At 59.0% G+C, this 21,805-nt stretch carries 16 protein-coding genes; 9 read left to right on the forward strand and 7 right to left on the reverse strand.

Annotation, left to right across the window (positions count from 1 at the left end; all coding sequences use genetic code 11):
- The first annotated feature begins 260 nt into the window (after positions 1-260).
- From ACUNV4_RS03015 to csrA, 3 genes are all read left to right on the forward strand, one after another.
- A complete protein-coding gene (locus tag ACUNV4_RS03015) occupies positions 261-1,934 on the forward strand; it encodes a VRR-NUC domain-containing protein (protein WP_430877011.1) in 1,674 nt (557 codons plus the stop codon).
- On the forward strand, positions 1,931-4,300 hold the full coding sequence (locus ACUNV4_RS03020; protein WP_430877012.1) for an ATP-dependent DNA helicase: 2,370 nt from the start codon (positions 1,931-1,933) through the stop codon (positions 4,298-4,300). The genes ACUNV4_RS03015 and ACUNV4_RS03020 overlap by 4 nt, the downstream gene beginning before the upstream one ends.
- Positions 4,301-5,124: 824 nt before the next feature.
- Positions 5,125-5,334, forward strand: coding sequence for a carbon storage regulator CsrA (gene csrA, locus ACUNV4_RS03025; RefSeq protein WP_430877013.1), 210 nt, complete (start codon positions 5,125-5,127; stop codon positions 5,332-5,334).
- A 216-nt stretch (positions 5,335-5,550) separates the two neighbouring features.
- Here csrA and ACUNV4_RS03030 read toward each other — a convergent pair whose 3' ends face one another.
- Positions 5,551-8,529: an insulinase family protein gene (locus ACUNV4_RS03030; protein WP_430877014.1), complete on the reverse strand. Its 2,979-nt coding sequence runs from the start codon at positions 8,527-8,529 to the stop codon at positions 5,551-5,553.
- Between the two features lie 158 nt (positions 8,530-8,687).
- On the opposite strand from ACUNV4_RS03030, the gene ACUNV4_RS03035 reads away from it, so the two are divergent.
- Positions 8,688-10,448 (forward strand): ankyrin repeat domain-containing protein, encoded by a 1,761-nt coding sequence (locus tag ACUNV4_RS03035; RefSeq protein WP_430877015.1) that lies wholly within the window; start codon positions 8,688-8,690, stop codon positions 10,446-10,448.
- A gap of 81 nt (positions 10,449-10,529) precedes the next feature.
- Here the strand turns inward: ACUNV4_RS03035 and ACUNV4_RS03040 are convergent, their stop codons facing one another.
- Both ACUNV4_RS03040 and ACUNV4_RS03045 read right to left on the reverse strand, forming a co-directional pair.
- Positions 10,530-11,747, reverse strand: coding sequence for a sugar-binding protein (locus ACUNV4_RS03040; RefSeq protein WP_430877016.1), 1,218 nt, complete (start codon positions 11,745-11,747; stop codon positions 10,530-10,532).
- Between the two features lie 26 nt (positions 11,748-11,773).
- Positions 11,774-12,409 (reverse strand): hypothetical protein, encoded by a 636-nt coding sequence (locus tag ACUNV4_RS03045; protein ID WP_430877017.1) that lies wholly within the window; start codon positions 12,407-12,409, stop codon positions 11,774-11,776.
- Positions 12,410-12,595: 186 nt separating this feature from the next.
- On the opposite strand from ACUNV4_RS03045, the gene ACUNV4_RS03050 reads away from it, so the two are divergent.
- Genes ACUNV4_RS03050 through ACUNV4_RS03065 form a run of 4 tightly spaced genes read left to right on the forward strand, consistent with a single transcriptional unit; the run spans position 12,596 to position 18,067 of the window.
- Positions 12,596-13,084, forward strand: a complete 489-nt coding sequence (locus tag ACUNV4_RS03050) for a TRAP transporter small permease subunit (RefSeq protein ID WP_430877018.1) — start codon at positions 12,596-12,598, stop codon at positions 13,082-13,084.
- A complete protein-coding gene (locus ACUNV4_RS03055; protein ID WP_430877019.1) occupies positions 13,084-14,679 on the forward strand; it encodes a TRAP transporter large permease in 1,596 nt (531 codons plus the stop codon). Before ACUNV4_RS03050 ends, ACUNV4_RS03055 begins: the two co-directional genes overlap by 1 nt.
- A gap of 51 nt (positions 14,680-14,730) precedes the next feature.
- Positions 14,731-15,804 (forward strand): TRAP transporter substrate-binding protein, encoded by a 1,074-nt coding sequence (locus tag ACUNV4_RS03060; RefSeq protein WP_430877020.1) that lies wholly within the window; start codon positions 14,731-14,733, stop codon positions 15,802-15,804.
- Positions 15,805-15,811: 7 nt separating this feature from the next.
- Positions 15,812-18,067, forward strand: a complete 2,256-nt coding sequence (locus ACUNV4_RS03065) for an acetate--CoA ligase family protein (RefSeq protein WP_430877021.1) — start codon at positions 15,812-15,814, stop codon at positions 18,065-18,067.
- Positions 18,068-18,147: 80 nt separating this feature from the next.
- On the opposite strand, the gene soxR is transcribed toward ACUNV4_RS03065, so the two are convergent.
- Complete coding sequence (gene soxR, locus ACUNV4_RS03070) at positions 18,148-18,618, reverse strand: redox-sensitive transcriptional activator SoxR (protein WP_430877022.1); 471 nt, start codon at positions 18,616-18,618, stop codon at positions 18,148-18,150.
- Between the two features lie 90 nt (positions 18,619-18,708).
- Here soxR and ACUNV4_RS03075 point away from each other — a divergent pair, with 90 nt between their 5' ends.
- Positions 18,709-19,101 carry a VOC family protein gene (locus ACUNV4_RS03075; RefSeq protein WP_430877023.1) on the forward strand — a complete coding sequence of 131 codons (393 nt, stop codon included), beginning with the start codon at positions 18,709-18,711 and terminating at the stop codon, positions 19,099-19,101.
- Between the two features lie 45 nt (positions 19,102-19,146).
- Here the strand turns inward: ACUNV4_RS03075 and urtE are convergent, their stop codons facing one another.
- The 3 genes from urtE to urtC are packed head-to-tail and all read right to left on the reverse strand — an operon-like array spanning position 19,147 to position 21,805.
- Positions 19,147-19,842 (reverse strand): urea ABC transporter ATP-binding subunit UrtE, encoded by a 696-nt coding sequence (gene urtE, locus ACUNV4_RS03080; RefSeq protein ID WP_430877024.1) that lies wholly within the window; start codon positions 19,840-19,842, stop codon positions 19,147-19,149.
- Positions 19,836-20,687 carry an urea ABC transporter ATP-binding protein UrtD gene (gene urtD, locus ACUNV4_RS03085; RefSeq protein ID WP_430877025.1) on the reverse strand — a complete coding sequence of 284 codons (852 nt, stop codon included), beginning with the start codon at positions 20,685-20,687 and terminating at the stop codon, positions 19,836-19,838. The genes urtE and urtD overlap by 7 nt, the downstream gene beginning before the upstream one ends.
- Positions 20,684-21,805: an urea ABC transporter permease subunit UrtC gene (gene urtC, locus ACUNV4_RS03090; RefSeq protein WP_430877026.1), complete on the reverse strand. Its 1,122-nt coding sequence runs from the start codon at positions 21,803-21,805 to the stop codon at positions 20,684-20,686. Before urtC ends, urtD begins: the two co-directional genes overlap by 4 nt.

A 21,805-nucleotide genomic window follows, 5' to 3' on the forward strand; every position in this document is an offset into this window, starting at 1 on the left:
GTCGTGCCAGTCGTGCCAGTCGTGCCAGTCGTGCCAGTCGTGCCAGTCGTGCCAGTCGTGCCAGTCGTGCCAGTCGTGCCAGTCGTGTCTGTCGTGCCTGTCGTGCCTGTCGTGCCTGTCGTGCCTGTCGTGCCTGTTGTACCCGCCGCGGCCAGGCTCCCTGACCAGGCAATCGAGCAGGCGACCAGCGTGACGAGTATCATGGATGCGGGCCAATGTCGGCAATTCAGTGAGTGCATGTTCATACTCGAGTGTCCACCATGCTGAGCGGGGAAACGGGAACGATATCGGACGATTACTATCTTGCCAACTTTCATCGTCTGGCAGAATTTGTCGTCGATACCTATCGTGACATCCTGACACCCGAAGAGCGGCAGTGGTATGCCTCCGTGCAGTCCTCCCCGGAATCTGCCCAGAGACTCTATATTCGTCTGCTGACGAGAAAGGGATCAGTTTTCCGGCTGAGCCGTCTTCGCTATCCGGAAATCGACGACCTGCAGCAGGCTGCCGGGCAGCTGGCTACCCGCGGTCTGGCCGATATCAGTGCCCCGACCGATCCGCGCACCCTGCTGGCGGCGTTCACCAAGCCGGAATTGCTCGACCTGCTGGAGCCCGGCTTGGCGCGATCGCGTCCTCGAGCCGAGCTGATCGAGCAGGTCATGTCGAGCGACGTCTTGTCGATGCAGAATGCCATCGATGAACTGCAAGGGGCGGATCACTGGATCACCCTGTTCGGTCACCAGCACTGGAATGTCTTCCGGCTCGGTTTCTTCGGCAATCTGTATCAGGACAGTAGCGAGTTCGTGCTGCAGGAACTGGGCACCGTACGCTACGAGAGTTATCGTCTGGACAATGATGCCCGAGCGTATGCCACGCGTGCGCAGCTCAATGCGCACTTGCGTTATTTCGAGTGTGAGGCCCTGTTCGAGACCATCGATCAGAAACAGCCGGAACAGCTGCTGGCCCTGATCGGACAGCTGCCGGTCGAGGTCGTGGACGATGATCATCTGCAGCGACGTGTCGATCGCTACCGCAATCGAGTGGCACGCCAACTGGAGCGGCTGGGACGGGATGCCGATGCGCTGGCACTGTATGCGCACTCGCTGCATCCGCCGGCGCGCGAAAGACGTATCCGGCTGCATCTGCAGCGCGATGAGCGAGAGAGTGCCGCGCGACTGCTGGCCAGCCTGCTGGAAGATCCTTTCAATGATGCCGAGAGTCAGGTGGGCGAACGATTGCAGCAGCAGCTGAACAAGCTCCGTGGCAGGAAGAGCAAAAGGGCGCCTCGCTTCAGACCACAAACTACAACGCTGACGCTTTCCGATTCCCCTGGCCGAGTGGAGCTGGCGGCCCGCGATTTCTACGCCAGGTTCGGTGAGTGCCAATACACGGAAAACGCCCTGAGCAACGCAGTGCTCGGACTCTTTATCTGGGACATCATCTTTCACCCTGTGCCAGGGGCATTCTTCAATCCCTTTCAGTCCGCACCGGCAGATTTTCGGCAGCCTTCGTTCGCCCGTCGCCGAGCGAATCTGCTGATGTCACGTTTCGAGGAACTGGATACACCCGATCTCTTTCGCCAACGGGTCGTGGATGCCCATGCGCAACATCAGGGCAAGAGCAATCCACTGGTTCGCTGGGGCAGAATCGATCGCGACCTACTGGTGCTGGCACTGGATCGGATTCCGGCAGATCACTGGCGTGTCATCTTCCAGCGCATCCTCAGTGACACCCGCGAGAATACCTCCGGATTTCCGGATCTGATTCTGTTTCGTGAGGAGGGCGGTTACGAGTTCATCGAAATCAAGGGGCCGGGCGATACCCTGCAGCAGAATCAGCTGCGATGGATGCAGTATTTCGATCAGAGCCGCATACCGTGCCGCGTCGTCAATGTTCGCTGGGCTCAGCAGCCAGACAGAACAGCCGGTTCATGAGTCAGGATGGCAGCCATCGGGTGTCGGTTACATCGCTGGCCGCTTTCTCGTGTCGCTCGGGAGATCTCTTTCCTGAAGGCGTCGCCGGTCCGACCGCACGGCAGGGGATGCGGGCCCATCAGAAGATTCAGCGCGAGGCACGTGAAGAGTCGAAGCATCGCGACTCGCCGATAGAGACTGAGGTGATTCTGTCAGCGGTGTTGAGTATCAGGCAGCACGATGTGACCCTGGGTGGGCGAGTGGATCTGCTCGATCGCCAGCAGCCTCGCCTGAGTGAAATCAAGACGACACTGGTGCCGGCAGCGCAGTTGCCGTCTTCGCAACAGCAATTGCAGTGGTCGCAGTTGTATCTTTACGGTCATCTGTATCTGACATCGATCGACTCGCACGCCGAGAGTGTCGAACTCGAGCTGATACACATGAACATCCGATCCGGTGAACAGGAAACGCAATTGCGTCAGCTGGACCGGCAAGCCCTGCAGCAGCACACACTGGCTGCCCTCGAGACCTATGTCATCTGGCTGGAGCAGGTTCAGTCGCAACGGCGGCAAATGCAGCACAGCGCCAGTCTGATGAAATTTCCTCATGCGGATTTCCGAGCCGGGCAACGTGACATGTCCGCAGCGATCTATCGCTGTACGCGTGATGCGCAGGTATTGATGTGTGAGGCCCCCACCGGCATCGGCAAGACGGTCAGTGCCCTGTTTCCCGGTATCAAGTCACTGGGTGAAGGTGGCATTGCCCAGATTGCCTATCTCACTGCCAAGGTGGCAGGGCGCTTGAGTGCCCTGCAATCGTTGCAGCACATGCAGGCCTCGGGGCTGATCGTCTCGGCGGTACAGATTCGGGCCAAGCAGCCTACCTGCTTCTGCAGCAATGGTCGCTGTGACAGGGACGAGGCGGGCAGGTGTCCGATGACCATCGGTTTTTTCGATCGCCTGCCTGCCGCACGAGAGGAGTTGCTTGCCTGCGGCATCATGCACGACAGTGTGCTGGATGAGATTGCCTGGCAGCACCAGCTTTGTCCGTTCGAACTCGCCTTGCAGTTACTGCCGTGGGTGCATGTGGTCATAGCGGACTACAACTATGTGTTCGACCCTCTGGTTCGCTTGCAGCATTTCAGCGAGGATCGATCAGATACATTGCTGCTGATAGATGAAGCGCATAATCTGCTTGATCGCTCTCGCTCGATGTACTCTGCCCAGCTGAATCGACTGAGGTGTCTCGATGAGGCGGCTGTGTGTCGTCAGCATCACCCGCAGGTAGCCAATGCGCTGGACAGGCTGGCCCGTGAAATGCGTAGCCATGTCAGGGAACAGGAGGCGGAGACCCAGGTCAGTGAGGTGACGAATGCCGCCATCAGTCGACGTGCCGCTGATGTGATCGAGGCGATGGTTGCCAGCCATGGGCAGGCGCCTGGTCTGAAGGAAAGCAGCAACGAGCTGTTCCGCACTCTGTGCCGTTATGTTGTCATCCACGAACTGTTTGCCGAGCAACATCGCGACATCACGCAATTCTACAACTCGGGTCGGCGCAAACAGGTGGAAGTGATGCTGTTTTGTCAGGATGCATCCGCCAAGCTGCAAAAACAGTACAGACAATTCAAGGCGACCGTGGTTTTTTCCGCCACCCTCAGGCCTGCTACCTTCTATCGTGATGCACTGGGTCTGCCTGAGTCGACAGCCTGCCTGCAACTGAGTTCGCCATTTGATCCCGCACGCGCATTGCATTGCGTCGTTGACTGGATTGATACACGATACCTACAGCGCCAGGCTTCTCTGCCAGCGCTGATCGAACTCGTTCACGAAGTGTGTGCAGCCAAGCCGGGCAATTATCTGGTGTTCTTCCCTTCACATGCCTATCTGAATCAGGCTTACTCGGCCTATGTGTCGCGTTATCCGCAGGACGAGACCTGGAAGCAGGACGCGGAACATTCACGTGAACAGCAGCCGCAGATTCTTGCCAGTCTGGAGGAGCCGGGGCATCGTGTCGGCTTCGCCATTCAGGGGGGCATCTATGGCGAGGGGATAAACTACGCAGGAGACCGCCTCATCGGGGTGATCGTGGTCAGTCCGGGGTTGCCAGGTCTCGATACACAGACTCGATTGATCTCCGAACACTATCAGCGCCAGGGTCACGATGGCTTCGACTTTGCCTATCGCTATCCCGGATTGACACGAGTACTGCAAACCGTGGGGCGATTGATACGTAATGAATCCGATGGCGGTGTGGTGTTGCTGGTCGATACGCGGTTTCGTTCCACCTTCTACCAGAGGCTTTTTCCCGGCCACTGGCAACTCGATCGGCCGGGCTCGGCAAAAAGCCTGGTGGACCGGGTGGAACAATTCTGGAGTGGCTTGTCATAGTCGGGCGGAAAGTCATCTGAACGGAACGACAGTACCGCTGTTCAATTGCCCGACTTGTAGTGTGGTAACTCGAACGTTCTCTGAGAGTCGGCCGTCGATGATCTGAATGCTGGCTCATGCGTCTTGTTACAAGAAGAATCGTCACCGTTTATCTGCTTATATCGTGCTTTATTTACAGATTGATCCGTGGAGCTGTATTTTTTTCATGCTTGTGTTCGATTGCCGAGCGACCCTTGCAGAGCAGATGACTGGCAGGTGTTACTTGTGACACCCGCAAACCGGTTGCAAGCGTATGCAGTGGAGAGTCATATGGAGAGGCGACTGGAGTATGCAAACTCAGGAATGATGAAAGGCAGATCGGAATCTACTGAACAAGACAACTGTTTTTCCACAGGCAAAGCGTGTACTGTTAGTCCGTTTGAATCATTTCTATAAAGAAATTACGATGATCGGGCAAATCGATGTTGTCCCGGCAGTAGCAAACGGGTACCTTATGTCCATGGCTTGGTTGTATGTACAGGCAGATACATGGTTTTCGTGATGTGGTGCTTGATTCTGCTGCTGTGCATCAGGTAACAGGGTTGAACACAGGTGGATTTTTACGGCGAAGGGTCTATAAATCGGACATGTTCGCCCGCATATGGTGTGTTCTGCGCTCTCTGATGAGTCATACTAGGAAGAGAGGGACAGGTAGGAACCGGTCAATGAATGACTGGTATTCCAAAGGTGGTTGTAACCGATCCCATGGAATCTAACAGCCCGTGTGAAAGGAGGTGCTGCGGTTTCACGTTGTTTACTGTTTTTGTATTTAGGAGGTGACTCGGATGTTGATTCTGAGCAGAAGGACTGACGAATCAATTGTTATTGGCGATGAAGTAACCATCACCATTCTCAGTGTGAAAGGCAAACAGGTACGCATTGGTATCACTGCGCCACCTGATGTCAGTGTGCATCGTGAAGAGATCTACGAACGCATACAGGCTGGTGACCCGGAAGACTCTGCCCCAGTTCAAGAAGACTCCAGCGGTAGCTGAAGTTCTCCTGCGCTCGGCGCAGGGCGCTTGACCGGCGCAAGGCCGGTGAGCGGACATGCAAGTATGAAAAAACCCCGCTATCAACGGGGTTTTTCAGTTCAAGTCTCTCTATTTCCGATGATATTGCTCGGGTTCTGTTGAGTATCAGTCGGCGCAGTTCGCCACCACACCGGGTGTGATGGCAGATCTGCCTGTCGCTGTTGCCGGCAATTGCTGTCAGAGAGCGAATTTTTCCAGACCGAGACTCTTCACCTCATCGCTTGCTGCCGTCGTCTCATTGGTGACGATACCGGTGCTGGCCTTGGCGGGATCGAAATAGGTCGCCCCGACACGCTGCAGGTCATCCAGGCTGACTCCCAGGATCTGTTGCCTGAAGGCACGTCGATGCTCGGCTGTTCGGCCAAACAGTTCCGCCTGAAAGGCGCTGCGTGCTTCACCGGCGGGGGAACCGGGCTTGTCAATTCCGCTGATGACATTGAGTATCGCCTCTTCCAGCTCACGCGGTTGGTGGGTCGTGCCTTGCAGCCAGTTGATGGACTCGTCGAAGTCATTCAGAGTGCCTGTCAGGCGTGGGTCGCGATAACTGTAGAAGCGAAACGAAGCCGTGTCGGAATCATGTGAGGCTCCACCACCGTATGCTCCACCGGTCTCGCGGATGGCGCGGTGCAGATAGCCGTTACGCAGGAAAGGCCCCAGCACTGCCAGTGCGGCGGCATCCTCATGGGTGGATGCAACCGTCGGATAGGCCTTGGCGTTGAAGCTCACTTCGGTACTGGTGGTCCACAGCTGACGCACTTGCTCTCGCACAGGGGCAGGTGAGAATCGCTCGAAGTTCTCGACTACCGGCGCATCGCCAAAGGCGCGCCCCAGGCTCTGCTGAATGGTGGCAAGGTTCTCGTCCTCAGCCACGATCATGAAGCGTCGCGGGGCGTTTCGCAGAATACCGTGCAGCGTCTGCAGCCGTTCTGCCAGAGCGGCCATGGCAGACTCGTCGTCCAGCGTATCATCCAGTGCCTTCAGAGCCTTGATGCCTGCCAGTCCATTGAGCTGGTGTGAGAGTCTGATGGTTGGACTCATGCCACTGGCGGCGGCCATCATGGCCAGCATGTGGCCACTGCCCGTGACGCTCTGTTCTCGACTGGCACGCGTCTGCGCAATCAGCTCACGGATCCTTGCGTGTTCGTCAAATCGCACATCGGTCAGGGTATCGAGCATCAGGCTCGACAGTGCATCCGTGTTGCGCAGCAGAGCCTTGCCTCTCAACACCATGTATCCGGATACCGACTGTTCGTCATCCACGGCACCGCGTTGCAGGGTGTAGGCAGAGATACCGCCGGTGACCGACGCCTGCAGTGACTGGGTGTCCAGGTAGTCGCGTCCGCCGGAACCCAGTTCTGCCAGGAAACTGGTGTACAGCGGCAACACGGAAGACAGCTCCTGATCCAGCTGGGGCAGGTCGACAACGACATGTTCATACACCAGGCCATTGGTGCCCTGTCCGTACAGAATGGCAGGTGCCTGCTGGATGCTGTCCTCCTTGCACGAGGGAATATGCAGCTCAACAGGTACATCGGCCAGGGTGACCTTGGGCAGAATTTCCGGGTCATCCTCCTGTGCCTGACGTTCAGCCAGAGCTGCCGCCTGTTCCACGACCCGTGTCGTCTGTGACGCGTCGAATGAGGCTTTCATCCCGGCCAGTCGTTCACGTTCTGCCTGATTGCGGCGTTCACTGATGGCACGATCGGGCGACAGTGTCAGTGTGACCCGATGCGGATTGTCCAGCAGCAGCTTGCGGATCAATCGAGGAATGAAGTCGCGATCCCGGGTGGCTTCGCGCAGACGCTCCAGTGCGGGGTCCAGATCGATGGCGGCCAGTGTATCGCCGCGCAACATGGCTGACGACAGACCACTGAGGACCAGTTGCAGACCGAAAGGCATGCCATCGCCACGGATTTCCCGTTGACTCATTTCTATCTGATGCAGGACTGCCTCGATCTGCTCCTGCGGCACACCGTCTCGCGCCACGGTTTCGAGGACGTCCAGGATCATGGCTTCGGTGGCCTGGGCATGTTGGGGGTCGGAACCGTCGAGACCACAGGCGAAGACCATTTCCCGATTGCTGTCTTCCAGACCGCACATGGGCGAGGGTGAACTTCCCAATTCGCTCTGTTCCAGCGCCTTCATCAGCGGTGATGCGCTGTTGTCGAGCAGTACGCTGGAGAGCAGGTGGGCCTGCAGGCGTTGGTCGAGATCGATACTCTCACCCAGCAACCAGCCGACCACCAGATGTGTCTTGTTGTCCAGATCCTCATCCTGCGTTGCGTAGGATTCCTGCACCCGGATCGGCGCGTGATAACGCTTGGCAGGTGTCACCTGGATTGTGCGGTCCAGCTTCTCGAAACGGTTCAGTACCTGATCCTGAAAGCGCGTCTGCAACTCGTCAGGTGCCAGATTGCCGTAGGTCATGAACACGGCATTGGACGGGTGATAGTGAGTGTCGTAGAAGGACTTCAGTTCGTCGTAACTCAGGTCCGGAATGCATTCGGGATCGCCACCACTGTTGTAGTGGTAGGTGTTGTTCGGAAACAGATGCTTGCTGAGCGTTTGCCACAGGACGCTGGTGGGAGCGCTCATTGCGCCTTTCATCTCGTTGAAGACCACGCCCTTGAAGACCAGGTCGGTGGTGGGATCATCGGCCTTGTCGAATTCCACGCGGTGGCCTTCCTGGGCAAAGTCCAGCTCGTGCAGACGCGAGAAGAATACGGCGTCCAGGTAGACGTCCAGCAGATTGAAATAGTCTTTCCTGTTCTGGCTGGCAAAGGGGTAGGCCGTCCAGTCACTGGAGGTGAAGGCGTTCATGAAGGTATTGAGTGAACGCCGGATCATCATGAAGAAGGGGTCGCGAACCGGATACTTCTCGCTGCCGCACAGCACGGTGTGTTCCAGAATGTGTGCCACACCGGTGGAGTCGGTAGGCACTGTGCGCAGGCCGACCAGAAACACGTTTTCAGGATTGTCTGCTGCCAGATGGACGTGGGTCGTACCCGTGACGTCGTGCCGGAACTCATGCACATCGATATCCAGTGACTGGATATGGTGACTGCGCACGTGGGTAAAGGCGGGGTGGCTGACAGGTGTATTCATGAGTGAGGCGGACTCCTGATTCTGTGGCATGCGAGTTTTGATCTGTTTCATACGGTATCTGGCATCGCGAGTGGCAGAACTCGCAAAAATGCCAACCAATCCGTCAAGGGTGGGGTGTTCCGAGTCGATACGCAAGAGGTAAGGCGGGGGATTGCAAATCGAACCCGATACTCACTCCAGAATAGTCAACTTACCCCGGCAATCAACTCGTGAAACTGCTGATCATCGTGTTAGCCATGCTTGCCACCGGCGCAGGTGCCTTGCATAGCTGGCATACCCGCGGCCTGTATGTGAAGGCAGCTTTGCTGTCCGAGGCATTCAATCTGACCTCCCAGGTCAAACTGCGGGTGTCCGATCATTATCTGAAGCATGGTGTGATGCCTCATGACAACGCCGACGCAGGGCTGCCGCCACCCCGAAGCATCTACGGCACGAGCGTCAAGCGCGTGGCGATCAATCGTGGCGGTGTCCTGATCGTCGATTTCGAGGACAAGATCGGCGCAAGATCGATGACATTCACCCCCGGCATCAGCCGTGTCAGTGGGCTGCTGAACTGGAATTGCACCAGTGATTCGATATCCCCACGCGTGCTGGAGAAACTCAAGCCGGCGTGCAGTTACCTGCCGTCGAGCCGCGAAAGCCAGTTGATGAATGCGATAGCCAACAAGGATCTGCCGAAGGTCGATTCCCTGCTGGCCAAGGGCGCTCAACCCGAAGCCGTGGTCAACGGCAATACGCCACTGATGCTGGCGTCCAGAATCGGCGATCTTGCGATTGTCGAACGTGTGCTGGAAGCAGGGGCGTCGGTCGACAATGGTGCGCTCAGCTCGGAGCGCCGAACGCCTCTGATGGTTGCCATCACGAGCAACCATGGCGATGTGGTGGCCCTTTTGTTGAGCCATGGAGCCTCGGTTACCCAGCAGGATTATCGCGGCATGACAGCCATGGATCATGCCATTGCCACGGATCGTCGTCTTGGTGGCGAGCGATTCGTGCTGATGGTCTCGGCGCGCTTCAATCCACAATTTGCCGGCAGCCAGGATCAGCTGGAGATCCAGTCTCCCACACCGGCGCAGCACAGCAAGAACCAGCGCAAGCTGTATCTGGATTATCGTCGTGCGGCGCGGGAATGCCATGTGCAGAGAATGACATCACTGTTGGAAGAGGCGGGTGACCTGGAATCACCGGAACTGGTGGCTGGCCAGCCCTTGGTCAACCATATCCGGCGACCCGCCTGCAGTCATGCCCTGTTGGCTCATCTGCAGGGCAAGTCCAGCTACGAGAGCAGTCTGCAAGCCTACTTCGCAGAACAGGTGAAGCTGTGCAACATCGCGCGCATCGAAACGGCCATGCGTGACAATCCGTCCCTGTCGGTCATGTCGGTCTATCATGGCCAGTCGCATCTGGAACGAACGGTCAGTGCCGGATGTGCGGCGGTCGTGCAGATGATGGTCCGCGATGGTCAGCTGGCCGATCGCCTGCCGAACGACGTGCTGGTGAACGCCATTCAGCAGGCCCCCCAGGAAACACTGGTGAAGCTGGTGGGGAACCTGATTGCCGTGGGAGCCAATGTCAACGGTCGAAGCCGAGAAGGGCAGACACCCCTAGCGGCGGCCATCGCCCTGGAGCAGCCGGTCGTGGCCAAGTATCTGGTTGATGCGGGTGCCGATGTCAACATGCCGACCCTGAATCGCTCGTTCCCGGTCATCGAGGCGACCAAGAAGGGTTACGAGCATCTGGTGCTGCAATTGATTGCCAAAGGCGCTGATCTGAATGCTGCAGACACGTTCGGGCGCACGGCCTTGCTGGCTGCGGTCGGCAGAGATCGTCAGCGGGTGGTCGGTTCGCTGATCCGGGCGGGTGCCAATACACGGATCAGGGATGCCAATGGCATCGATGCGGTTCTGCTGGCAGACAGTCGCAATCTGCGCCAGATCAAGAAAATGCTGATTGCGAGCAGTGAGCAGTGAGCAGTGAGCAGTGAGTAGTGAGCAGTGAGCAGTGAGTAGTGAGTAGTGAGTAGTGAGTAAAACACTCGGCCGCTCGCGGGATCACTCCAGCTTCAGCGTGCCCATCAGGGACGGGTTGTTCATCGTGCCGTCGACGTTGCTGCCATTGCCGGCCGGATGCTTCCAGCCCCATTTGGTATCGCGGCCACCGCCATCATCATCATCGTTCACCTGCAGCTCGAAGCCGAAGGGTGAGTCGACATTGATGCCTGCCGATGCCAGCTCGACTCTCAGTTCGTAGATGTCCTGCCGGAAGCGCGGTGTGCGCAGTCCGTCCGGACCCGCTCCCGGCCCGGTGACGAAGTCGTATTCCAGTGGCGCGGTGCTTGACGATGGACCTGACACCTCGCCGTCGAACGCGGGCTGTGTGACGTTGTCGGCCAGGGATACCGGCAGGATGCGGTGAAAGTCGTTGTCATCGTATTGTTCGAGCTTGCTGTTGTCGCCATCGATGAAGAACTCGAGACTGTCGTCCTGGGTCAGTTGCGTACCCGAATCCCGGTGGCGCTGGTTGTTGTCATCCACCAGCACCACGATGTACAGGTAGGTACCGTCATGCAGGGCAGCCCAGCGACGCAGAGGGCCGCCTGCATCGGCATTGCCGAAGTTATCGATCATCAGATTGTCGATGTACAGCGGCGCGCCACTGTTATCCGACTGTACCGCATTGGCCCATTGACCGGTCAGGGCTCCCTGTTCGTCTGTCGTTACCTCCCTGCCGTCGATCTCCGGTACATTCTCGGTCGCAATGCGGGGCACGATGACATCGACCTCGTCGACATTGCCTCCGGTCTGGCCATTGGCCACGAAGGGGTCGGTGTCGTTCTGGCGTTCCTGCAGATTGCTGCGGCCATCGGAGTCGAAATCGATGTCAGTCCGGTAGTCGCTGGTTGACAGGATTTCCACGGCACCATCGTTGCTCACCTCCAGCTGCTGGACCAGTTCGGCCAGTGGCAGGCTCTGGCCGCGGAAGTCCTCTACCCAGACGACGGTTGCCGTGTAGGAGCGACCGGCCTCCACATTGACTTCACCGCGCCAGCTGTTGCCATTGCCGATTCGTGTCATGCTCAGGTTGGCACCATTGGAGAGCTGGATGGTGGGGCGAAGCAGGTTCATGTCCGGAACACCGGCGTTGATCAGCACATCGGGCAGGGCGATGCTCACCTGAGGGGTCGCTTCGAGAGTGACGACCGTGTCGCCGTCCGAACAGGCCGTCAGCAGCAGGCTTGTTGACAAGGCCGCCAGTGCAGTTCTGGTCATCGATATCCGGTTCATGTGTGACACTCTCATTCCAGTGTGAAAGTCAGAGGCACGATGCGAGTTTCCTCACCACTGTCACTGGCCAGGTTTGCCAGCACGCCTACAGCCAGTACGCCCAGGGTGATCTGTACCCAGCGACGTTGCAGCAAGGGGGGTGTTGTTTCGTCGGCCTGAGACGCCGGGGTCTCAAGGGCGAGCGGTGACGAGTCTGCAGCCGGCAATGGAAAGGTGGCTTCCTTGAGCGTGCGACGGTAAGGGTCGAAGGCGAAGCCGCTGACGGTCCGGTTGCCGTTTTGATCTCCGGCCTTGACGTAGTATTCGATGGTGCGCAAGTCCAGATAGTCGGTCGGAATGGAGACGCTGTAGTAGCCGGTTTCACCGACAGGCTGCATGGGGGCTGCGGTATAGGGCAATACACCGGCGCGACGATGATACAGGGTGACTTCCTGAAGCTCGTTATCCTCTTCCACTCGAACCGTGAATACCTGCGTCCGGTCTGCCACCACATCGTTCAGCTCTTCGACTTCGATGAGCGGCGCGGTGGTATCCGGCGACTGGGCATGGCCGGGGAGCGCGAACAGGCACAACAGCAACAGCCATGGCCAGACACCCATGCCACGCCTGGCAGTTCCTCTGCACTCTGACTTGTCTGAACCGAACATGGTGTACTCCGGATGGTGGTGGCCACCAGTATACGAGAGCTGGCAGTCTGTGCCACCGACTCGGGTGCTCTTGTGTGCCGGAATCTCGGCGCTGATTTGCTGATGCGGGTAAACTTGCCGGCCTGGCGCGCCCTGGATGGCGGCCCTGACAAGTTTCCAGTGTTACCCGGGGGCGGGGAGGTCTTCTTGAGAAACCGATATCTGCAGCTGTGCGCATTCCTGCATCAGTCGACAATGTGGGTCTGTCTGCTGTTGCTGGTGTTGCTGCTGTGTTCCCAGATCAGCATCGTCATTCTGCGTTACTGTTTCGGTGCCGGTTTTCTGGAGCTGCAGGACTTCACGGCCTATGTCTTCGCCAGTCTGGTCACGCTCAGTATTCCGGTGGCACTGGTCATGGATCGACATGTTCGCGTGGATGTCTGGCGAGAGCATCAGTCTGCACGTCTGCGGCGGCGTATGGACAGACTGAGCGTGCTCGTATTGCTGCTGCCGGTATTTCTGCTGTGTCTCTATCTGGTCTATCCCGATATCGCCTATGCCTGGCAGATCCGGGAGGGCTCACGTGAGACCGGTGGTCTGCCGGGAGTCTACCTCGTCAAGACGCTGTTTCCACTCAGTTGCATTCTGCTGATTTTGCAGGGCGGCGCGTCATTGATGTCCGGACAATCCAGCTGATGCATGCCTCCAATCCGTTTCTGATCATTCTCTTCTGCTCACTGCTGGCAGGCATCCTGTCGGGGGTGCCCGTCATGCTGGTGCTGCTGGGCGTCCCCTTGCTGGTCGCCATTGCCGGTTCACTGGCAGGCAGCTTCGATCTGAGCTTCCTGCAGGCATTTCCGCAGCGCGTCTTCGGGCTGACCGGAAATACCCTGCTGATTGCGGTACCACTGTTCATTGCCATGGGCGTGCTGCTCGAGCGCTCCCACACGGCCGAACGCATGCTGCTGGTCATGGCTCGCCTGCTGGGTGGATCTGCCAGGAGTCTGGCCTTCGCCGTGCTCATTGTCAGCGCGCTGATTGCCGCTTCCACCGGCATCATCGGCGCTACCATCGTGATGCTGGGGCTGATCAGTCTGCCGGCCATGACCCGCGCCGGCTTGCCGACCCGTCTGTCCAGCGGCCTCGTGTGTGCCTCGGGAACCCTGGGACAGATCATTCCACCCTCGGTGGTGCTGATTCTGCTGGGCGACCAGATTTCCAATACCTACCTGGAAGCGCAGCACGCGGCGGGCAACTTCGCACCAGAGCCGGTATCGGTCGCCGATCTGTTCGCCGGAGCGCTGATACCCGGCATGTTGCTGGTCGGCCTTTACGGTCTTTATCTCGCGGTATATCTGAAGTGGCGGGGCACGGTTGTGGCACAGACGCCACCCGTTGAGGTTCAGGCCGAGACGGCAACACCGGGCATCGCCGGCGTCGGGCTGCCCGATCAGCTGACACCGGTGGTACTGCTGCAGGTGTTCCTGCCGCCGCTGCTGCTGATCCTGTCCGTGCTGGGCTCCATCCTGGCCGGTGTGGCGACGCCCACCGAGGCAGCATCCATCGGTGCTGCCGGTGCCCTGTTGCTGGCCGCCAGCAATGTCTCCGGCAAGCGTCATGTCGGCTGGCTCAATCTGTGTGTGGTCATCGCCTTGAGTCTGCTGTTGACGCTGAACGCCGTACTGCCAGGCGGCATTCGGCACCATCCGGCGGGCCTGATGGTGGCCGGTTTCATCGTTCTGCTCACGGTGGCTGGCCTCCTGGTATCCAGCGTGGCCCTGTGGCAGCGGCAGGTGTTGCAGGCCGTGCTGCGCGAAACGGTACTGGTATCCGCCATGGTCTTCGGCATCATTCTCGGTGCCTCGATGCTGTCGCTGGTCTTTCGCGGTTTCGGTGGCGACGAAATGATCGAACATCTGCTGGGTGATCTGCCCGGTGGCCAGTGGGGGACTCTGCTGGTGGTGATGCTGGTGGTCTTTCTGCTGGGCTTCGTGCTCGAATTCGTCGAGATCATCTTCATCGTGGTGCCCATCGTCGGCCCCATTCTGCTGGCCAGCGATTTTGACCCGGTCTGGATAGCCATTTTGCTGGCGCTCAATCTGCAAACCTCCTTCCTGACACCACCGTTCGGCTTTGCCCTGTTCTATTTTCGGTCGGTAGCGCCACCGTCGCTGACCACGCTGGGTATCTACCGAGCGGTGATTCCATTTGTTGTGCTTCAATTGCTTGCGCTATGCTTGGTTGCCGTGTTCCCGCAGCTGGCAACCTGGTTGCCGGAACAGTTGAGTTGATCCAGCGACATCAGGCTGATTGCGTTGGCCCGATTTCCAATGAGGACCCCCATGAAACGTCGTGACTTCATCAAGGCCAGCGCTGCTGGCACCGCTACATCGGCCGCATTGATCACCGGCGCGCCTGCCATTGCCCAAGGCAAGTTCGAGTGGAAGCTGCCAACCAGCTTTCCGGCCAAGGCTCCCGGAGTAGGTACCAATGTCGTCAGCTTTGCCGAGCGCGTGGCTGCGATGTCCGATGGACGCCTGACTCTCAAGGTGTTCTCCAGTGGTGAGCTGGTGCCGCCGTTTGCCGTGGAAGATGCCGTGCAACAGGGAACGGCGGAAATCGGTCATTCGACTCCCTACTATGCGGCCGGCAAGAATCCCGCCCTGCATTTCTTCAGTACCGTGCCGTTTGGCATGTCCGCCACGGAACACGCGGCCTGGTTGCGATATGGGGGCGGACAGGAGCTGTGGGACGACATCTATGCCGAACGCGGGCTCAAGCCGTTCTACTCCGGAAACAGTGGGACACAGAGCGGCGGCTGGTTCAGCAAGCCGATCAACTCGGTGGAAGACCTCAAGGGCCTGAACATGCGTATCGCCGGTCTGGGTGGAGAGGCGATGCGCGCCCTGGGTGTCAACGCTGTACTGTTGCCTCCACCGGAGATCTTCCCGGCATTCAAGTCCGGCGCCATCGACGCGGCGGAATGGGTAGGGCCGCTGCTGGATCAGGCCTTCGGTTTGTACAAGGTTGCCAGCATCTGCTATGTACCGGCTTTTCACGAACCGGGTGCGGCCCTGGAAATCGTGGTCAACAAGGATGCCTTCGATGAACTGCCGGCCGATCTGCAGGCCATCGTGGCCAGCGCGGCGGAAGCCACTTCCGCAGAGACCCTGGCACAGTTCGATTACTTCAATACACAGGCCATGGGACAGCTTCGCGGTGAAGGCGTGGAATTCCTGGAATTTCCCGAAGAGGTTGTCGATGCGCTGAAGGTCGCCTCGGCGGATGTCATCAACAAGCTGGCCGAAGAGAATGAAGGCTTCAAGACTGTCATGGACAGCTATATGGCCTTCCTGGACCCTGCCATCGAGTACGCCAACCTCATGCAAGGCGCGATGTTCAGGCAGCGGTCCTGAGGTGCCCGTGCGTTTCGGGCGCCTGCTGAATCCCCGCTCGATCGCCGTGGTCGGCGGTCAGTGGGCAGAGTCTGTCATCACGCAATGCCGTCAGGCCGGGTTCGATGGCGAGGTCTGGCCGGTGCACCCGCGTCGCAATCGCCTGGCCGGTGAGCCCTGTTATGCCAGCCTCGATGATCTGCCCGGGGTGCCCGACGCCACCTTCATTGCCGTCAACAACGAGCAGACCATCGAGCTGGTTGCCTCTCTGGCAGCTGCAGGCGCCGGTGGTGCCATCTGTTTCGCCACCGGGTTCGGTGAGCGTGCAGCGCTGGATCGCGATGCCGAAGCGCGACAGAGGCGTCTGACCGAAGCGGCGGGAGACATGCCGCTCATCGGTCCGAACAGCTATGGACTGCTGAACTACCTGGATGGCATCTCGTTGTGGCCGGACCAGCATGGTGGCAAGGCTGTCGAGCGTGGGGTGGCAGTGATCACTCAGTCGTCCAACATCGCCATCAATCTGAGCATGCAGCGGCGCGGCCTGCCGCTGGCCTATCTGATCACGGCCGGCAATCAGGCGCAGACCACTCTGGCAGAGTTGGCGGCATCGGTACTGGAGGATGACCGGGTGACAGCTCTGGGTCTGCACATCGAGGGTTTTTCCGACATTCGCGCCTTTGAATCCCTGGCTGGCCGTGCTCGTGCCATGGGCAAGCGGATCGTGGTGTTGAAGACCGGAGTGACATCGCTGGCACGGGCCGCGCTGATGTCTCATACCCGTTCGCTGTCAGGCGATGATGCGGCTGCCAGTGCCTTCATCGAACGGCTGGGCCTGCTGCGTTCCAGAGGCATCGGTGAGTTCATCGAAACCCTGAAAGTGCTGCATCTGCCGCGCAAGGTGGGCGGCTATCGCGTGCTGTCCATGACCAGTTCCGGCGGGGAAGCGGCACTGGTGGGAGATTTCGGTGCCAATCAGGGGTTGCAGTTCCCGCGGCTGGATGACGACCAGAAGATTGCCCTCAAACAGGTGCTCGGTGGTGAGGTGGCCCTGGCCAATCCACTGGATTATCACATGGCCATTCGCGATGACCGAGTGGCCATGGAACGGATGGTTGTCGCCATGCTGCAGTGTCATGAACCGCCGCCCAGTGCCACGATATCGGCCAATGATCAGTTCCCGTCACCGGCCGATGTGGCCTTGCTGGTGCTGGATTTTCCACGTTCGGATCGTTGTGATCAAGACTCCTGGCAGCAGGCACTGGATGCTTTCCTATCAGCCAGTCAGCACTGGCAGGGAGTGCGTGCCGTGATTGCCACACTGGCGGAAAACATGCCGGAGGAGATCGTCGAGGCTCTGTTTCGACAGGATGTGGTTGCCCTGTGCGGTCTCAATGATGGCCTGCGGGCGCTGGCCAATGCCGGCTGGCTGGACATGGCCGACAGCACCGAGTCGCCGCTGCCGGTGTGGTTGCCGGACAATCCGGACGTCTCGTTCAAGGCCGCGGCACTGTCTCTTGTCGAAGGTGCGGGTGCGGAACGTTCCGGCAGAAGTGCCCGGCGTGCCAGTCAGGAAGCCTGGGGTCTGGTGCACAGCGCGGTCACCGGTCGACAGCCGCCGCGTCAACTGGATGAGAGTACCGCCAAGCGCTGGCTCAACCGTTTTGGTATCAGTGTGCCGGTGAGTGTGCGCCTGTCCTTCGCCGATGTGCGCTCTTCACTGAGTCTGAGTCGCGCACTGGACAAGGCATCACCGGCGTTCAGCTACCCGGTGGTTGCCAAGAGTCTGGGGGTTTTGCACAAGAGTGATGCCAATGCCATTGCGCTGGCCATCGGTAACCGGCGCGAGCTGGAACGCGCGATTCGCGAAATGGATTGTGAGGGCGGTTGCCTGATCGAAGAGCAGGTGGACGGTGCCGTGGTGGAGTTGCTGGTCAGCGTGGTGCAGGACCCGGTACATGGTCTGTTGATGACCATCGGTGCCGGTGGTGTGGCAACCGAAGTGCTGGCCGACACCGTGCATTGCCTGATACCGGCAACACGTGCCGAGTTCGATCGCCGCATCGATCGTCTGCGCTGCGCCCCTTTGCTCAACGGATTTCGCAACCGCGCAGCCGTGGATCGCGACCGATTGCTGGATACGCTGGAATCCGTTCAGCAGGCGGCTTTGCAACTGGGCGAACGGCTGGTGGAGCTGGAGATCAATCCTCTGCTGTGCAGCGCCGAGACTTGCACCGCTGTGGATGCCTTCGTCGCTGTACGCGGCTCCAATCTGCCTGGCTGATGTCCGGTCAGGGCGGTCGGGGTCTCGGCGTGGCCAGCACTGCCACATGGCAATGCTGGTGAGATTCTTCCCTTTGGAAGCTACGACGACGGCAGGTCGTCGTGGCTGTCGCCCAGCAGAAAGCGGGGCCCGGCGCCGAGCCCCGTCGCTCGATCATCCGGGTTGTACAGGCGACAACGAGCCAGCGACAGGCAGCCACAACCGATGCAGCCGGTCAACTTTTCCCGCAGCTGTTGCAACCCTTCGATCCTGCGATCGATATCCCGGGCAAAGTGTCTGCTGAGGCGTTCCCAGTCGCGTTTCGTCGGCGTCCGTGAATCGGGCAATGTCGCCAGAGCTTCGCGAATCTCTGCCAGGGAGAACCCCAGATTCTGCGAAATCTTCACGAAGGCCAGGCGGCGTATGCTGCTGCGCTGGAAGCGTCTCTGGCCACCGTCATTGCGCAGGGAGCTGAGCAAGCCTTCGGCTTCGTAGAATCGGATGGCGGTCACCGTCATATCGGCGCGCTTTGCCAGTTCGCCGATGGAGAGGGCATCTGCTGCCTTTTTCATGTTCCTTACTGCTCCGAAAATGATGCTTGACCTCTACCTTACTTGAGGTATTAGCCTGTCAGTTCACATCAGGCAAGGAAACATCAGGACATGAACGAATCCGTACTGGAACACATCAATCTGACGGTCCCCGATCCACAAGCCACGGCCGATCTGTTGTGCGAGTTGTTCGGCTGGCATGTCCGCTGGCAGGGGGAGGCCAAGAACGCTGGCTTCACGATACATGTGGGTGGACATGGTTCATATCTGGCTCTGTACCGACATCAGGATATGGCCGTCGATGCGACGCAAAGCCATTACCGGCAGCACGGACTGAATCACGTCGGTATCGTCGTGGATAATCTGGATGCTGCCGAGAAGCGCGTTATCGAACGCGGTCTGGAGCCGCACTCGCACGCCGACTATGAACCGGGTCGACGCTTCTATTTCCATGATGAGGATGGCCTGGAGTTCGAGGTCATCTCCTACGCTGCGGATGCTTGAGTTCGCTTGCAGAATCGGTGGAGGGCTGGCAGCCCTCCACGGCGATCACACCGTCAGATACTGCTTCACCAGATCTTCACTCAGTGTGTCCATGGCACCCTTGGCAACCACCTCGCCGCGATCCATCAGGACGAAATCGTCGCCGACACGGCGGGCGAAAGGCAGCTTCTGTTCCACCAGAACCACGGTGAGCCCGATCTCCTTGTTCAGTCGGGTGATGATGGTACCGATGTCGTGTACCACATTCGGCTGTATGCCTTCGGTCGGCTCATCCAGCAGCAACAGCTCCGGTTCGGTCACCAGAGCGCGACCAATGGCCAGCTGTTGCTGTTGACCACCGGACAGGTCTCCACCGCGACGTCGCAGCATTTCCTTGAGTACCGGGAATAGCTCGTACACCAACTCGGGTATGACTTTCGAACCATCGGAGCGGGCCCGCAGACCGGTTCGCAGGTTTTCCTCGACGCTGAGCAGCGGGAAGATCTGTCGACCTTGCGGCACATAGCCGATACCAACCGCTGCTCGGCCCTCGGCGGCAATTTTCGTGATGTCTCTGTCAGCCAGTTTCATCGAGCCATTGCGCAGTGGTAGCAGACCGGTGATGCATTGCATCAGGGTGGTCTTGCCGACGCCATTTCTACCCATGATGACGGTACAGGCGCCGGGGGTGATCGACAGGCTCAGGTTCTTCAGCGTGTGCGAGGAGCCGTAGTATTGATCGATGTTTTCCAGTGTCAGCATGAGCTTGACTCCGTGCCCAGATAGACGCGCATGACGTCGGGATTGGATTGAACCTCGGCCATGCTGCCTTCCGCCAGTACGCTGCCCTGATGCAGGACGGTCACCGGGGAGTTCAGGGCGCGCACGAAGTCCATGTCATGTTCCACCACGACAATGGCGTGATCGCCCGCCAGGGTGGTCAGCAGTTCGACCGTGCGATCCATTTCCTGGTGTGTCATGCCGGCGGCCGGTTCGTCCACCAGTAGTAGTACCGGGTTCTGCATGATCAGCATGCCGATCTCCAGCCATTGCTTCTGGCCATGGGAGAGGCTGCCAGCCTGTGAATGCAACTGTGGTAGAAGATTGATGGTGCTGGCCATGGCTTCGATCCGGTCCATGGTCTCGCTGCTCAGCCGGGCACGGTAGGTTGCCCACAGCTTGCGTGTTCCCGCCATCGACAGTTCGAGGTTGTCGAAAACGGTCAGGTTCTCGAAGACGGTGGGTTTCTGGAACTTGCGACCGATGCCTGCCTGGGCAATCTCGGCTTCGTCCATGCGCAGCAGGTTGATCTTCTGACCGAACCAGGCGGTACCGGTATCCGGTCGGGTCTTGCCGGTCACGATGTCCATCAGCGTGGTCTTGCCGGCGCCGTTGGGGCCGATCAGGCAGCGAAGTTCACCGGTATTGACGTAGAAGTTCAGACCGTTTATGGCCTGGAAGCCATCGAAATTGACCGAGATGTCTTCCAGGTACAGGGCGGTGCCATGGGACAGATCGAGGTCTTCGACCTGTTTGGGAATCAGGAATTCAAAGACCTTGTCGCGCCTGAATACCGCAGGGCCGGTCATGGGGTCGGTTGTACTCATGAGACTGCCTGTGAAGATCGTTTGAATTTGAGCAGACCGGCAACGCCCCGTGGCAACAGCAGAGTGACGACCACGAACAGCAGTCCGAGTGCGAACAGCCAGGCTTCGGGAAAGGCCCCGGTAAACCAGGTCTTGGCATAGTTGACGCCCAGAGCACCCAGCACCGCACCGTACAGCGTACCGCGCCCACCAATGGCAACCCAGACAACGACCTCGATGGAGTTCAGTGGTGCAAATTCACCGGGGTTGATGATGCCCACTTGCGGCACATACAGTGCGCCGGCGACTCCGGCAATCATGGCGGACAGGGCAAACAATGCCAGTTTGACGCTTTCCACGCGGTAGCCGATGAAGCGGGTGCGGTCCTCGGCATCACGGATGGCGACAGCCACCTTGCCCAGTCGCGAGCGAAGAATGCTGTCGCACAGCAGGTAGACCAGCAACAGTGCCACGCCGGAGGCGATGAACAGACCCAGACGCACACTGTCGGAGCGCAGATCGAAGCCGAGCAGTTCACGAAAGTCCGTCAGACCGTTATTGCCACCGAATCCCATTTCGTTGCGAAAGAAAGCCAGCATCAGAGCGTAGGTCAGCGCCTGGGTAATGATGGACAGATAGACGCCGTTCACCCGCGAGCGGAAGGCGAACCAGCCGAATACGAAGGCCAGCAGGCCGGGAACCATCAGGATCATCAATGCGGTGAAGGCGAAGTTGTCGAATCCCAGCCAGTACCAGGGCAGTTCCTGCCAATCGAGAAACACCATGAAGTCCGGCAGATCCGGATTGCCGTAGACACCGCGGTCACCGATCTGTCGCATCAGGTGCATGCCCATGGCATAGCCGCCCAGCGCGAAGAAGGCGGCATGACCCAGGCTCAGAATGCCCAGATAGCCCCACACCAGATCGACGGCTACTGCCAGAATCGCGTAGGTCAGGTATTTGCCGAGCAGGGTCACCATGTAGTTGCTGACATACAGCGGATGCTCTGCCGGCAACTGGTTGCACACGGACACGCCGATGATCAGCGCGATCAGCGTCAGTATGAAGATGATGCTGGACAGCCGGGAGCGTTGTGGCCGGATGCTCGGAATGGGTGCCGATGTCGTTGTATCGCTCAT

The organism is Granulosicoccus sp. 3-233 (genome assembly GCF_052681095.1).

Bases quoted from the DNA above. Each gene is read 5' to 3' on its own strand.
- ACUNV4_RS03020 (WP_430877012.1), top strand. From the start codon at position 1,931: ATGAGTCAGGATGGCAGCCATCGGGTGTCGGTTACATCGCTGGCCGCT.
- soxR (WP_430877022.1), bottom strand. From the start codon at position 18,618: ATGAAAAAGGCAGCAGATGCCCTCTCCATCGGCGAACTGGCAAAGCGC.
- urtE (WP_430877024.1), bottom strand. From the start codon at position 19,842: ATGCTGACACTGGAAAACATCGATCAATACTACGGCTCCTCGCACACG.
- ACUNV4_RS03040 (WP_430877016.1), bottom strand. From the start codon at position 11,747: ATGACCAGAACTGCACTGGCGGCCTTGTCAACAAGCCTGCTGCTGACG.
- ACUNV4_RS03030 (WP_430877014.1), bottom strand. From the start codon at position 8,529: ATGAAACAGATCAAAACTCGCATGCCACAGAATCAGGAGTCCGCCTCA.
- csrA (WP_430877013.1), top strand. From the start codon at position 5,125: ATGTTGATTCTGAGCAGAAGGACTGACGAATCAATTGTTATTGGCGAT.
- ACUNV4_RS03055 (WP_430877019.1), top strand. From the start codon at position 13,084: ATGCATGCCTCCAATCCGTTTCTGATCATTCTCTTCTGCTCACTGCTG.
- ACUNV4_RS03075 (WP_430877023.1), top strand. From the start codon at position 18,709: ATGAACGAATCCGTACTGGAACACATCAATCTGACGGTCCCCGATCCA.
- urtD (WP_430877025.1), bottom strand. From the start codon at position 20,687: ATGAGTACAACCGACCCCATGACCGGCCCTGCGGTATTCAGGCGCGAC.
- ACUNV4_RS03060 (WP_430877020.1), top strand. From the start codon at position 14,731: ATGAAACGTCGTGACTTCATCAAGGCCAGCGCTGCTGGCACCGCTACA.
- ACUNV4_RS03015 (WP_430877011.1), top strand. From the start codon at position 261: ATGCTGAGCGGGGAAACGGGAACGATATCGGACGATTACTATCTTGCC.
- ACUNV4_RS03045 (WP_430877017.1), bottom strand. From the start codon at position 12,409: ATGTTCGGTTCAGACAAGTCAGAGTGCAGAGGAACTGCCAGGCGTGGC.
- urtC (WP_430877026.1), bottom strand. From the start codon at position 21,805: ATGAGCGATACAACGACATCGGCACCCATTCCGAGCATCCGGCCACAA.